The 13571-nt window shown below is 35.8% G+C and carries 18 protein-coding genes; 17 read left to right on the plus strand and 1 reads right to left on the minus strand.

What is annotated here, in order from left to right; translation table 11 throughout:
• Positions 1 to 47: 47 nt before the first annotated feature.
• Positions 48 to 422 (minus strand): helix-turn-helix domain-containing protein, encoded by a 375-nt coding sequence (locus IW510_RS15295; RefSeq protein ID WP_202061132.1) that lies wholly within the window; start codon positions 420 to 422, stop codon positions 48 to 50.
• 166 nt (positions 423 to 588) lie between these two features.
• On the opposite strand from IW510_RS15295, the gene IW510_RS15300 reads away from it, so the two are divergent.
• The 17 genes from IW510_RS15300 to IW510_RS15370 all read left to right on the plus strand — a co-directional run bounded on the left by IW510_RS15300 (position 589) and on the right by IW510_RS15370 (position 13533).
• Positions 589 to 798, plus strand: coding sequence for a DNA-binding protein (locus IW510_RS15300; protein ID WP_202061134.1), 210 nt, complete (start codon positions 589 to 591; stop codon positions 796 to 798).
• Between the two features lie 10 nt (positions 799 to 808).
• Complete coding sequence (locus tag IW510_RS15305; protein WP_202061136.1) at positions 809 to 1414, plus strand: SprT-like domain-containing protein; 606 nt, start codon at positions 809 to 811, stop codon at positions 1412 to 1414.
• A 30-nt stretch (positions 1415 to 1444) separates the two neighbouring features.
• On the plus strand, positions 1445 to 1576 hold the full coding sequence (locus IW510_RS21490; protein WP_269092858.1) for a hypothetical protein: 132 nt from the start codon (positions 1445 to 1447) through the stop codon (positions 1574 to 1576).
• A gap of 27 nt (positions 1577 to 1603) precedes the next feature.
• Positions 1604 to 1951 (plus strand): hypothetical protein, encoded by a 348-nt coding sequence (locus IW510_RS15310; RefSeq protein WP_202061139.1) that lies wholly within the window; start codon positions 1604 to 1606, stop codon positions 1949 to 1951.
• A gap of 19 nt (positions 1952 to 1970) precedes the next feature.
• Positions 1971 to 2237 (plus strand): hypothetical protein, encoded by a 267-nt coding sequence (locus tag IW510_RS15315; RefSeq protein ID WP_202061141.1) that lies wholly within the window; start codon positions 1971 to 1973, stop codon positions 2235 to 2237.
• A gap of 14 nt (positions 2238 to 2251) precedes the next feature.
• Positions 2252 to 2524, plus strand: a complete 273-nt coding sequence (locus tag IW510_RS15320; protein ID WP_202061143.1) for a hypothetical protein — start codon at positions 2252 to 2254, stop codon at positions 2522 to 2524.
• A 464-nt stretch (positions 2525 to 2988) separates the two neighbouring features.
• Positions 2989 to 3159 (plus strand): DUF6906 family protein, encoded by a 171-nt coding sequence (locus tag IW510_RS21645; RefSeq protein WP_442896440.1) that lies wholly within the window; start codon positions 2989 to 2991, stop codon positions 3157 to 3159.
• Positions 3160 to 3185: 26 nt separating this feature from the next.
• Positions 3186 to 3404, plus strand: coding sequence for a hypothetical protein (locus IW510_RS15325; protein WP_202061145.1), 219 nt, complete (start codon positions 3186 to 3188; stop codon positions 3402 to 3404).
• An 18-nt stretch (positions 3405 to 3422) separates the two neighbouring features.
• Positions 3423 to 3749, plus strand: coding sequence for a hypothetical protein (locus IW510_RS15330; protein WP_202061147.1), 327 nt, complete (start codon positions 3423 to 3425; stop codon positions 3747 to 3749).
• Positions 3750 to 3752: 3 nt separating this feature from the next.
• Positions 3753 to 4148, plus strand: coding sequence for a DUF961 family protein (locus IW510_RS15335; protein WP_202061149.1), 396 nt, complete (start codon positions 3753 to 3755; stop codon positions 4146 to 4148).
• 249 nt (positions 4149 to 4397) lie between these two features.
• Positions 4398 to 5702, plus strand: a complete 1305-nt coding sequence (locus tag IW510_RS15340; RefSeq protein WP_202061151.1) for a hypothetical protein — start codon at positions 4398 to 4400, stop codon at positions 5700 to 5702.
• Between the two features lie 2 nt (positions 5703 to 5704).
• Positions 5705 to 6757: a toll/interleukin-1 receptor domain-containing protein gene (locus tag IW510_RS21590; RefSeq protein ID WP_330932662.1), complete on the plus strand. Its 1053-nt coding sequence runs from the start codon at positions 5705 to 5707 to the stop codon at positions 6755 to 6757.
• 412 nt (positions 6758 to 7169) lie between these two features.
• Positions 7170 to 8330, plus strand: a complete 1161-nt coding sequence (locus tag IW510_RS15350; protein WP_269092865.1) for a replication initiation factor domain-containing protein — start codon at positions 7170 to 7172, stop codon at positions 8328 to 8330.
• 33 nt (positions 8331 to 8363) lie between these two features.
• On the plus strand, positions 8364 to 11201 hold the full coding sequence (locus IW510_RS15355) for a SpaA isopeptide-forming pilin-related protein (RefSeq protein ID WP_202061153.1): 2838 nt from the start codon (positions 8364 to 8366) through the stop codon (positions 11199 to 11201).
• Positions 11202 to 11286: 85 nt separating this feature from the next.
• On the plus strand, positions 11287 to 12885 hold the full coding sequence (locus IW510_RS15360) for a conjugal transfer protein (RefSeq protein WP_202061154.1): 1599 nt from the start codon (positions 11287 to 11289) through the stop codon (positions 12883 to 12885).
• A 3-nt stretch (positions 12886 to 12888) separates the two neighbouring features.
• Entirely contained in the window at positions 12889 to 13134 is a 246-nt protein-coding gene (locus tag IW510_RS15365; protein WP_202061156.1) for a TcpD family membrane protein, read from the plus strand.
• Positions 13135 to 13137: 3 nt separating this feature from the next.
• On the plus strand, positions 13138 to 13533 hold the full coding sequence (locus tag IW510_RS15370) for a TcpE family conjugal transfer membrane protein (RefSeq protein ID WP_202061158.1): 396 nt from the start codon (positions 13138 to 13140) through the stop codon (positions 13531 to 13533).
• Positions 13534 to 13571 lie beyond the last annotated feature (38 nt).

Raw genomic sequence — 13571 nt, forward strand, 5'->3', positions numbered from 1 at the left:
TTGCTTCCCATCTTTGAAAGTTCTTTGAAAGTGCACTTTCAAAGATATTACTCTTCGTTTTTCTTCATATCGTCCACTGTTCTCATAGCGTTTTTCATTGCAATCTTAACAAGCCTTGCTGTTTCTTCGTCAATATCACCGTCTTTCAAGAATAAAAGAGTGTTCTCATGTTTCAGTTCTTCAAAAGTTTCCTCAATTGTTTTGTCTAGCTTTGATTTGTTTGGACTGTCAATGTCTAGCAAGTAATCGGAACTTACGCCAAAAATATCAGTCAATTTATGGATAATATCACCACTTGGAATAGACTTGTTATTTTCGTAATCACTAACCGAACTCTGTTTCAAAAATAAAAGATCAGCTAGTTCTTTCTGTTTCATATTTTTAGAAGCTCTAAGTTGTTTTAATTTATCGCCAAAAGCCATAAGAATCACCTCATTTTCTTCATAATATCACTTTAACCCATTTAATTTCAGTATATATAAAAAGAACCTATATTTTCTATTGACATATCGGCTAAACCGTTGTATATTATATATAACGAAACGGTTAAACCGATAATATTTATAAAAAATAGGTTGAGGTGATAAAATGGTAATTAACTTCCTCACTGCTAAAGAAGTCAGTGAGTTGATGAAATGCAGCGTACCAAAAGCGTATGTAATCATTAGAGAATTTAATGCACAAATGGAGCAAGAAGGCTTCAAAACAAACGCCGGACGTGTAAACGAGGAACAGTTTGCTAAAGCTTACGGTTTCGGGGTTGAAATCAATATAAAACAAAAACAAGAACAGGAGTAGTGATAGGAAGATGAAAGAGAGAACAGCTTTATCAGAAGTAGTGAAAATGTTGGAACAAGGGTTTGATATTCTGAATGAGAAATATTTTGAAAATGCACTTTCAAAATCAGTAATAACGGTACAGAGTACGCCGGGGTCTGACGGTCATTTTACACAAGGTAAAGTCTGGAATCTTCCGGAAGAGCAGAAAGCATATGAAATTAATGTTAGTGCTGAGTCTCTTGGCAATGAAATTGAACATACAGTTGATACTTTGATACATGAAATGGTACATCAATATTGTGCAGAAAATGATATCAAAGACACGAGCCGAGGAGGGACTTATCACAACAAGAAATTTAAGGCGGAAGTTGAAAAACGAGGATTGATAGTTACTTTTGATAAGAAATATGGATTTGGCTTTACTAAACCATCTGAGGAAGTCGTTGAGTTTGTTAAAAGTAATGAGGTTTTTCAGAAGATAGCTCTTTCAAGAACTGCTACAACAAAGAAAAAAGGCGAAAAAAAATCAAGTACACGAAAATATGAATGTCCTTGTTGTGAACAGTCAGTAAGAGCAACTAAGGAAGTGAAAGTGATTTGTGGCGAGTGTGGGGTGAATATGGTTTGCTGCTAGAGTGCAGCAGACCATGAATGGAGGAATAGAATGAGGGAAAGCGATTTTCTAAAGATTTTACTTATCTTGTTGATGATAGCAACAATGTACCTATTAATGCAGCAAAAAGGGATAACTTTTAGTGAATTAATTGAGTTCATGATGTATTCTCTTTCGGATTAAAAAAATATCATATCAAGGAGGAATTAAGTGAAATCAGAAAGAATAAGAAAAATAGCTGCTGATGTACTTTTTCATTATTTCATTTGTACTAGAAGATTTCTATGGAAAAAAAAGAAGAGAAAAGAGCTAGTAATTATTAACAGTTTTCAAGTTATTTGTGCTGATCTGTTGCATAATTTTCCATACATATCTATTAATGATGAAAATCTGGACTGGTCTGTAAAAGAATTATGTTCTGTGGTTCATAGTCTTATTGATTTAACAATCGAGCTAGAACAGCATAGTGATTTGAGGTCAAAAGATATCAAAACATATATCAGTCATTTTAGGCATAGGCTTAATCTGGTATCAAGAGAGCTATCTCAAATAGAGTAAAAAAGTGAGGAACGACAAAATGGGAATAGTATTATTAGTAATTAGTTTTATCATTGGCTTTTTAGTCGCTGTGTACATCGGAGATGAAGCAATGACCGGAAAAGACTTTGTAAGCAGTTTATATAGAAAGAATAGCCTGAGCGCTTCTGAGATATGGGAAATGGAAACAATCATACGTAGTGAAGGATTATGGGATAAAAAGGCAAAGTTTAGGATTGCTAAACAAATAAAACATGTCTTGATAATTGATAAAGATTCATATATTGAAAAGAAGATTGGTCTATAGAAAAGAGGGAAAAAATGAGTAGAAAGACAAGGTTTACAGAAAAAGATTTTTCGCTAGGGCGTTGGGGCGATAGTGTTTGGCTGAGAGAGGCTAGAGAAGAGAAATTTTGTACTGAGATAAGGGAGTTTATTCCCAGTCCTGAAAACCCTTGTGAGGCTCAAAATGCTGAATATATGATGATTTGTCATGGACTACAGCCAGAATTAACTAGAGAAGAATTAGTTAAATTTGCAGTGGATATTCTATATCTTACAGGCTCTTTTCCTCTTAAAAGAGAGGTAAAATAAAAAAACTTGCTTTCTTGAGGTATCTATAAAGCTGAGATACTTCACTAAAACAAGTTTTAAGGGTTCTTTTCGTCTGGTTGATCGTTAGCGATCCAATAATAAAGGGAAAGACCTAGCTAGTTAAAATTTGTTTGCCTTGTCCTTTGAAAACTGAATAGCCGATGTGAAAGAATCTGACTTGCTCACTTAACTTACTCAATGAGATTATAGGAAACTTTCACACCGTACAGGGAAGCTTTTGAGGGCTTTCATGTGTGCTACTCCTTGACAAGAACAGTATACATGAAATGACCTGAAAAGTCACTCTCTGCGTTATTTGTAGCTATCTACGAAAGAAAGTTACAGGGTTAAATAAAGAAATGTGCAGTTGTTTTTCAGCAAAGATTAGTAAGAATCGAGCGTGCCTTTGAGTGTGCCATGATCTGAAAAATAACATGAAATTATACGAGGAGTGATCTATATAGATGAAACATTTGCGTAAACCTACTAGAAAAGTGAAAGAAATGCTATCAAATCATGGGAAGGGGTGTATTAAGCTAAATCCGGCTAACTGGTACGTAGAACGTCAAACAAGTCGTGAGGTAGTGTGTGTTAACGCTAAAACAGGGAAAAAGCTAACCCTTGATGTAGCTTAAAAAAAAGCAGATAAGAGAGGTATGAAATGAGAAAGGCTAAACTACAAGGAATTTTATCATTTTTGAGTATTGAAAATGTATCATTGAAAGAACTTGATGAAATGGTTTCTGAGTTTAAAGAGATTGGAACATTTTCAAATCAAGAAAAGGCTGATAATATCGCAAAGCAGCTTTCGGAAAAATTAAAATTAGAGCATACGGCGGCGGAATGGATGGCATCATTAATTCATTTCGCTAACCTATAAGAAGAGAGGAAGAAAAGAATGGGAGTAGCAAAATTATATATGGAGCCGTCTGTTTTCGGTACGGCTTTAATGCAGCAACATGTAAGAACGATATTTAGAGGGACTGGAAGAAATCGGGTCGCTGAGTTTGAAGTATTTGAAGTAGCAACAGAAAAAGCGGGAAAAGTAGAAGTGCGTGTACCAGTTGAAAAAGCAATGAAGGGCATTCGTTACGGTGTACCTGTTGAGCTTATTGGTATTTGGGCGCTTCCTCGTTCCGTAGTAAATAATGTCAACGGTTCAAAGCGGGCGAAAGTGGAATTTGATGTACTTGTTGAAGATTTAAAAGTAAAGGAAGGTATTTAATTTATGGCATTAACATTTGAAAAAAACATTATTCCGGCTGATCCGGTAAAAACTTTAGGGGTATTGACTTTTGTTGCTGAATTGGAAGCGAGACAAGGGTATGAAAACGGTGAACGAACAGGTGAAGTAATTGAACGTCGTGTTGAATTATCTAGTGATGTTCAAGAAAGCATTTTGCGGGTGGATCTTCCGCCGGAAGCAGATACAAAAACTTTGAAATTTGGTGATGTAGTGGAACTTACAGAAGCTGAGTTTAAAGCTTGGGCGATGATTGATGAGGATTCTTTCAGTAATTACGCTGATTCTGATGTAAAAGTTACTGCTAAAGATATCAAGAAGAAAGGCGGATCACGTCAAAATCTAAAAGAAGCTAGGGAAAATGCTGTTCCTACAGTCTAAAAAGAGCTGCTATAGTGGGGTACATTCCGGAAGTGTCAATTATAAATGTCTGACCGTAGGGAATTTATGCATTGATACGTTAGCTATTCAAGACCCTTAAATCACTCTTTTCGGTATGACAATGCCGAAGAGAGGTGCCATCCGGCGAGGGAGTGCCTCCATGAGTGGAGGTGTGGTGGCTGATGTTATTATGAAAGTTTGGGGTGTGCCCTTTTTAAAGGGAACGGTCTAAAAGAAAGAGGTGTTGCCTTGAAACTGTTTAGGTGGAAAGGATTCAGAATCAGGAAGCGTCATAAAGGCGCTCCGGCTAGGTTTGTGTTTTATCTTATGCTGCCGGTTCTTGCTGTTACTGGTTTTCTTGAATACATGATGATTAGTCAGGGTCAAACTTCTCCAATCATTCTTGGATCAACTATGTTTTCTGGTTTTATTCTTTCTGGTATTGTCGCTTATTTACTGCTCTATTTTCCTCTTTACAATTACTATAAGAGGTTACTTCACAAAAGAAAACTAGCAAAAATGATTATTAGCAGACGGCTTTTCGTTGAAGTGGCTAAAACTGGTAAGAATGCAAAGGGAAAGAAAACAGTGTATTTCCCTAAAATCTTCTATCAGCATAAAAAGGGATATATCTATGTTCGCTTTCCGCTTGATCTTGGACCTTTTCAGTCTAAATTCAATGAGCTTGCGGGAGAACTAGAGGAAGCCTTTTACTGTGATATGTTAGAAGCTCAAAGGGAAGAAGATTATATTTGTTATAAGCTTCTGTACGATATTGAAAAGAAACGAATGAACATCAAGGATTTAGAAGTGAAAGATTATATTCTGGAGCTTATGCAAGGCGTTGCATGGGAGATTAACAAAACGCCTCATGCCCTAATCGCGGGAGGAACCGGAGGGGGTAAGACCTATTTTATTTTATCATTGCTGAAAGCATTGATACCTTTAGGGGCTTTGATTGATGTGTGTGATCCTAAAAAAGCCGATTTATTGGACTTGGGAGACTTGCCATTTTTTAAGGATCATGTGTTTTTTGGCGGTGGTATTCTTTCCTGTTTAGCAACAAATGTAGAGGAAATGAATGCTCGATATGAAGCCATGAAAGCCAGTCCAAACTATAAAACAGGTAAAAATTACGCTGCTTTTGGGTTTAAGCCTAAATTTATTGTAGTTGATGAATGGCCTGCGTACTACAGTTCTTTAGACACTAAAGAACGTAAGCGGGCTATGCAGCTATTGAATCAAATAATTTTAATGGGTCGTCAGTCTGGTTACTTCCTTATCTTGGGAATGCAGCGACCGGATGCGAAATACATCGACGGAGCTTTGCGGGATTCCTTCGGTTTACGTGTAACGCTTGGTAAGATGTCACAACAGGGTTATAAAATGATGTTTGATTCTACAATCAAATCATTATTTAATAAGCCGATAAAAGGTCGTGGTTATGCCGACGTTGGAACGGAACAGGTGCAAGAGTTTTATTCTCCGTTTGTTGACTCTGATTTTGACTTTATGGAAGAGTTTGCTAAATATCCAGAACAAGAGGTGGCGTAAAAGTGAGAAAAGGCATAGATAAAGATTTTTTAGCATATGATCTAGACTATGTACGTGAACTTTACTTATTTTATAGTGGTAACTCGTTAAAAAAAAGGTTTTCTATTCCATCGTCAAGCTTTGGGAGGATAAATGATTCTTTTTCTGAATATTTTGTGTTGAATAGTCTGAAAAATATATTAGAAAGATTGAATAGGTCGCAATTTCTGTTACAATATTATCATAAATATAAAAAAATTTTGGTAATGGAGGTAACAGAAAAAATGAAAGAAGCAACCCTAACGTTTCCATATGAAGAGTATGATCAGTATTTGCCGATTTTACAAAAGATTAATGGCTTAGTGTCTAATAATGGTAGTCTGACAGTATTTGTAAATAATGTTCCATACGCATTAGAGGCAGGGATATTTTTAACGACTACTTCAAATTATGATCAAATTATGGAAATAGCTAAAGGAAATAATATGAAACTTGATACAACAAGAGGTTTAATGGAGATAATTTTAGGGTTAGGTGAGCGACAATATAACATGATGAGTTTATTTCCACAAATGAATCAAGAAGAAATAGATTCAATGTTAAGTCCTATGTTTTTCTTTAGCCCAAAATCAGATTTTGAAAAAGAGGGATTCAAGTTTAGTAAGTTTAGCAAGAAAAAGATTTTCGTATCCTATTGTCACAAAAATAAAACAGTTGTTGGAGATATCATTGATAATCTGAGAAGTTATGGTTTGGACTTTTGGATTGATGAGGAACAAATTGATGTTGGAGATAGATTAATGGAAAGAATCGATAAAGGCATGAGGGAAGCTGATATACCAATAGTTTTTTTGAGTAATGCTACTAAAGAATCGATGTATGCAAAACATGAATTACAAACATTCTTTTCACAAATAATTTATCAGACTGGGGATCGAAAAAATTGGTATATTGTCAAATTAGATGATGTGAACCCTAACGATATATTATTGGGATTGGGTGATTTTAAATATTTTGACGTTGAAACCAATGAGATAAATGAGTTGGTGGATAGCTTGAAGCGCAAGTTGAAATAGTATCAAGCCTAGATTTTACAACTAAATAATACGAATTGAAATGATAACAAGGTGATTTATAAAGACTTGCTATCATTTTTTTTGTTGTCGAATTTGGGATTTTTCCCAATAAACAGGATCGGTGACGAAAAAGAAGCATAACCACGCTAGAGAACAAGGAGCGTGAGAGCCGCCCACGGCGGCTCAACGGTAGTGTAGAGAGTTGTTAGCTAGTGTGGTGCGGGCGGTCTTTGCCCGCACCATAACCCCCAGTTTCTAATAGGGGGGTAAAAAATACTAAATATACATACACTATCAAACGGTAAACCTTGATATAACAAACATTTTATAAAATTCTAACTTGTCACATCATGAAAATTTTAGAAATGAAAGTGTGACAAATGAGGGGTGAAGAAATATAGAGGGCTTTGAACTGAAAGAAATGCGATTGAAAAGGAACTTGAGCCAACGGCTCGTTGCTGAAACGCTTGGTTTTGATCGTTCGTATTTGGCTAAAGTGGAAAAAGGTGAAAGGGAGCTTTCCCCTGAACTGCTTGAAAGATTATTAAATGTTTATCAATCAATAGAAGTGAGCGAAATTATAGAGGCTAAATTTGACTATGTAAGGATTCGTTTTCCTACTCATAATGTGAAAGCTGTTATTGAAACGGTTTTGTGTATGGATTTTGCTTATTTTGATAAAAAGTCAACTGGTCTTTATGGCTATAAAGAAATGTATATTTTAGGAATGATTCGGGTTCTTAATTCTGAGAAAGGAAGTGAAAGAGGGGTTTTGATTGAATTATCCGGTCAAGGTTGCCGGAATTATGATGCAATCCTAGAAGAAAGGCAAGAGACATGGAAAGATTTTATGAGTCGGGCTGTTGCCTTTTTAGGAGTTGCTACTCGAATTGATGTTGCTCTTGATGATTTTGAGGAGTTGTTTTCTATTCCTGAAATGGCTAAAAAGCTTGAAAGAGGAATGTGTGAAACAAAGTTTAAATCTATGCGAATAATCAATCAAGAAAGTTTACAGGAAAGTGAATCTGAGGGCGTGACAATCTATCTCGGATCACGTCAAAGCCTTATGCACTTTTGTTTTTATCAAAAGAACTACGAAACGGCGAAACGTGAAAGGGTTGCGGTTGAGGAGGTGGACGTAAAAAACCGCTATGAGGTAAGAATGACGAATGAGAAGGCAAGGGAATTTTTAAAGCACTATATGAGTAACTTTGATTTTTCATCTTTGATTCTTGGGGTTATTAGCAATCAGTTAACCATGCTTGAATATGATCGCAATGGTGATCTGACTGTTTGGAAAAAATGGTATAAGCTTGTTGGAAATACTGAGGCGATCAATTTGAAAATTGAACCCGAAAAGCCGTCTTTTCGAAAAAAGCTTTCTTATTTAGACTATTTTATGAGCCGGACGATAGCCCTTGTCAATGCGAAAGATCAGGCTACAGGAACAACACACTTAAAAGATATTATTGCTCGTGGTGAGGAAAATCTCAGGGAATCTGATGAAAAGTTACTTGAAATTGAACTTGCTGAGGTGAGTGAGCTTGCTAAGACAACCGGAGTTGTTTTGTAAGTGCACTTTCAAAAAAAGAGAGAGAGGTAAAGAATGAGAAAAAAGAAAATTTTGAAAACACTAGGAATGTCTCTTTTCCTGATTGGATCAGTGGCGGGGGCTTTGCTTGGTGGAGAAGAGGTGGAAGCTAGTTCTATTTTAGAAGCTCCTAACCTTACTATTCCTTCTGAAAATGATTCTATATCAAGTGATTATAGCTTCATTGCACAATTCAATGAGGGAAAAACAGAAGTGAAGCCATTTGGAAAAGCCAAAACAAGGATTTTAGAAGATGATGGTTCTTTGAAAGAATTGGGTTATTCTTCTAAGGTTTTGGTAATGAATCCAAATGAACAGGATTCAATCTCTGATATTGTTGGCTCTGGTGCTACTTATACTTATGTTGGGAATTATGGTGGAAAAGAATTGGATATGAAGCAAACAATTACAAAGTTGTCTGCTCCTGAATCTGGTAAGCACTATGGAAATATCATGATTGGTCTTGACGGTATTTCATTAAATACCCAAGACTACAGGGAAGTAGAATTTGAGTACGAATTTTTTGAGCATGGAACAAATAAGGCTGTTGCTGTATCTGGTTTTATGACAATTAATGACGTTGATGGAAATCAAGTATTTACTATGAGCGAAGAAACGTCAAAAAATGTAAAAAATATTTATGTCAGTTCAGATACGAATAAAATTTCGTTTAAGAACGATAATGGAAAGTATACTTTTTATGACGGTATAGGTGTGTTGGTAGAACCTGATAATTTGGATCATACATTCACATTTACCTATGAAAAATCATCAAAACTAACTCTTTCATGGGGGAATCTGGCTAGAAATGGTGTAGAAACTAATAATCTTAGACCGAATCAAATAAATGGTGATTATTTTGGGTATATTGCTAAAAAACCTGTCAGAACGGAGCTGCCTGATCCAGTGAAAAAAAACAGCGATTCTGATGAAACGCTTGTTGATTTGAATACTTTAAAGGATTGTGATGAAGCATTAACCTATACAATCGTCAACTATGTTCCTGATGAATATAAGGATCATTACTATAAAAAATATGGTTTTGAGGACGTTCTTCATGAGATTTTTGAGGTAAAAGATGTGGTGATTAAAGATGAAACTGGTGCAAAGAGAAACGATTATTTCAATCTTTCGATTGATAAAAATAGTGTTTCTTATCTTGCTAAACCTGAAACTTTAATCAATCCTGATTTTTATAATCATAGCTACTATACGGAAATTGTTGCGAAAATTCGTAAGGACGCTGATATTGCTGCCCTGATTGAAAATGGAACGATCAGCGTGAAAAATACGGCTAAAGTATTTAATGATAAAGATACAAAAGATTCAAACACAACTGAGACGTTGCTTTATCCAGTCGGTTCAATCACAATTCATAAGGTGACAAATCAAGTTGTTGGCATTAAGACGAATGTTGAAAGTGCACTTTCAAAAACAAATGTAAGCTTTGCGGGTTTATTCTTTACAGAAGCTTTTGCAGATGAAAACGTTGATAACGGCGGTTTGATCTGGGAGAAATTGCCTCAAAAAGATGTAACCTATGAAGTTAAAGCAAGTGAAAATATTGTTTTGCAAAATGGTGAGATTGTAGCTGAAAAAGGGCATGATTTCGGAAAAATAACAACTGATGAAGCGGGCAAAGCAACGATTGAAAATCTTTATGCGGGTGAATATGTTTTTGTTGAAGTTTCTGCACCTGTAGGGATTCAAGTTGATCCTACACCAATTATTGTAAATCTTACTGCTGAGAATAATGGAAAAGAAATGACTGCAAGTGGAAATCAAGAAGACCCGCTGCAAGAAGTGAAAATTTCTATTCCAAAATTATTTGAAAATGAATCTGGTGATTTTGTGAAAGATTCTGGTGCTGTCTTTGGTCTGTATCATGCAAAAGATTTTGTTATTGATGATGAAAATGTGATTAAGGCTGATACTCTAGTTTCAGAAATTGAAATTAAAGACGGCATAGGGAGTTATCAAGCTGCTATGGTTCGGAATCAGCAGTATTACATTAAAGAGATTTCGACTAAAGAGGGCTATCAGCTCGAATCAAAACAGTACATTTTTAGTTATGTTCCTGATTCTAATGAGGCGGTTCATACATTCGAGCTTTATGAGAATGGTTATCTGGAAGCGGGAATATTTAAGGAATATGAAAGCATAAATACGGAAGAAAAAGCCGATTCAGAAGAACAAGAAAAAACTGAGGAAAAGGAGGTTCCGGAACTTACTGAAATTAAGAATAGATTGATTCATGAGGATTTAATTCACAAGTCAATTCTTAAAGGTGACGGCACACGTGTAGAGCATTATGATCTTTTGAGTGACAAAGAAAAAGTTACGTTTGAGGGTCAAATTTACATCGGGGATCATGAAAGTATCAACTCTTTGAAATTTACTGATGAAGTGCCTGACGGTTTTTCAGTTAATTCTATGAGGGTCTATGATTCGTCTGGTAAAGATATAACGAGCTTGACCGACTATGAAGTAAACGGTCAAAGTGTAGCAATCACTGTAAAAGAAGAGGCTGCTAGTGGTTTGAGACGTACTTCATTAACTTGGATTGTTGAAACAACATATAACTATGATTCAAGCCATGAGGGAAAAACGTTTGAAAATCAAATGCTGCTATTTGTGAATAATGAGAAATCAGAATCCAATATTGTCACGCTAACACCTCCAGTAATTGAAATTGCTGAAACGAGCAAGCCCGCCGGAGGATCATTACCAAATACAGGTGAAGAAATTCAGCGTTGGGTTACAGTTATCGGGGCGGTTGTCTTTCTAGGAGTTATTAGTTTCTGGTATACACGAAAGGTCAAACAGGCTGAGGAAATAGATAAAACTGAATAGGTGCACAAATAAGACAAGGAGCATTCTGTTTCTTGTCTTTAAATTTTGAATGTGCACTTTCAAAAAAAGAAAGTGAGGGTAAGGTATGGATTTACAAAAAATAGTTTTAGTTTGTCTGGTTCTTGCGTTTATCGTGTATATGGGTTTTATGTTTTCAATCAGTAGAAAAAAGAAAAATGGACTTGGGAAAAGTAAGAAGCAGCGCAAAAAGATAGTAGAACAGGCTGCGGAAACTTATGAACCTGTTCAGGTGGTTCAGGAAGTTGCTTCTATACAATCAGACAAAGAACTGTATACGGAAAGAGGCGACCGTACGCACTGGTATAAAGTGACGATTGCGTTTGATACAGGCGATGTGTATGAATACGATTTTTATTCATACAGTGAGGACTTTTCAAGAGAGGAAATTCTCAATAAACGTTTCTATGTCAATGATCGTGAAATTATGATCGTAGATGAAACAGGTGAGCATTACATCAATAGAAATAAAATTGAACAGATTGACTTTTTAGAAAGAAAAGTTTTGGTTACTGAAACTAATTCAGAAGAATCTGGTGATTCTTTTGAGGAACAGATTGAGGAAATCGAAAAAGAAGAAAAGGAAATAGTCGAACCTGATCCAATGCCGGAGGAGGAAACTGAACTTATTGAAGAGAAAGAAGAAATTGAAAGTGCACTTTCAAAGCGTGGGCGATTCTTTAAGACAAAAAAAGTGAAACGTCCGGCAATTAAGAAAATGGAAGTAAAGAAATTCAATAGAATTTTTATGGCTTTAATGGTGTTCTTCTTGTTCTCTGGTGTGTTCTCGTTGTTTAGAACTTTCGGGATTGGCGGGCGTGTAAGTCAGGTTCAAGCGGTTCAGGAGGAGCTTTCTGAAAAGGTTCAAAGTGAATCCGGTGCAGCGGGTGAATCTTATCCATTTGAGGTCAATTCGTTCATGAAAGAATTTATATCAGAATATATTTTCTTATCAGCGGATCAGGATCAAATGAAAGCTAGAAAAGAGAATTTGAAAAAATTCTATGCTTCTAATGTCTCTACTGAGGGTGATGAACTAAGCACTTCAAGAAAGTTAGTTGCTAGTGAACTGAGTGAAATCAAGCAGCATGAAGACTATTCAACAGCAACTTATAGAGTTGTGTATGCCGTTGATATCGCCCATGAGGAAATTAAGAAAGAAAAGAATGGTGATTCATTTGAAGATGTTTCTTACATCGAATATGAAACGCAAGAAAAAACGGTTTTGATGAACATTGATTTTATTGAAAAAGAGAATCAATACTCAATTATTAGCACGCCGTATTTTTCAGCTCTTTCAGTTTCTAGTGCGGATTTTGAGGGAGTAACTAAAAATGAAGAATCTGGTAAAGCTTTGAATGCCGATCAGTTGAAAGAGCTTCAAACGTTTTTAGATATTTTCTTTGAGAAATATGCTACCGGCACACATGAAGAGCTACAGTATTTCATGAAAAATGTTGAATCTCTAGGCGGGGGCTATAAGGTCGAGGCTATTGAATCAGTTGAGGCTTTTTCTCATGAAGAATATACAACAGTATATGTGAAAGTAACATTTACTGAAAAAGATTCTGGTTTAAAACACAAAGAAAGCTTTTCTCTGAAACTGATAAAAGAGGAAGAACAGTACAAAGTAAACGAATTAAAACATAATTTAGGGGGATTTTAAAATATGAGTAATTTAGTATTAGGGGCATTGCCATCTTTATCTGGTTTAAGTAGTTATGTATCGGGTGAGGTTCAGATTGCACTTGGGATCGTGGTTCTTGTGATCTGTGTAATCTTGGCTGTTAAACAACAAATTGGACCCATGATCGGAGTAATTATTGTTGCTGCGTTCATTTTCTTCATGGCGAATGATCCAAACGTTATTTTCAACGCTATCGGTGAAGCAATCAAGAAAGTTTTTGGAGGCTAGAGAATGAAACAGAAAAAGCTATACAACTATAAAAGAGCGCTAACAGTTCCTTTTATGGTTCAGAAGCTTTGGAGAGGGTTCACTCTTGAAAATCCTTTAGAACTGACGAAAGTGGCGGTTTTTGGTCTGTCGCTTATCTCTCTGTTTACGATATTCAGACCTGTTGTTTGGTTACTTGGTTTCATTCCTGGTCTGAATCTAGCAGCATATATTCTTATTCCTATCGGGGTTGTAATGCTTTACGATCGGTTAGAACCGGACGGCTTGAAAATACATGAATATGTTATTGATTACTTATTCTTTTTGCTGAGCTATAAGGGGTCAGGAAAAGTGATCTGTCAAAGTCAAACGTTTAAACAAAAAAATGAGCTAGTAGTATTTGAAAAAATTCAAGGTTAGGGATTCTCCTAACCTTGTTTTTACAAAGGAGGAATAGC

The organism is Enterococcus sp. BWR-S5 (assembly GCF_016745255.1).
Taxonomy (GTDB): Bacteria; Bacillota; Bacilli; order Lactobacillales; family Enterococcaceae; genus Enterococcus_L.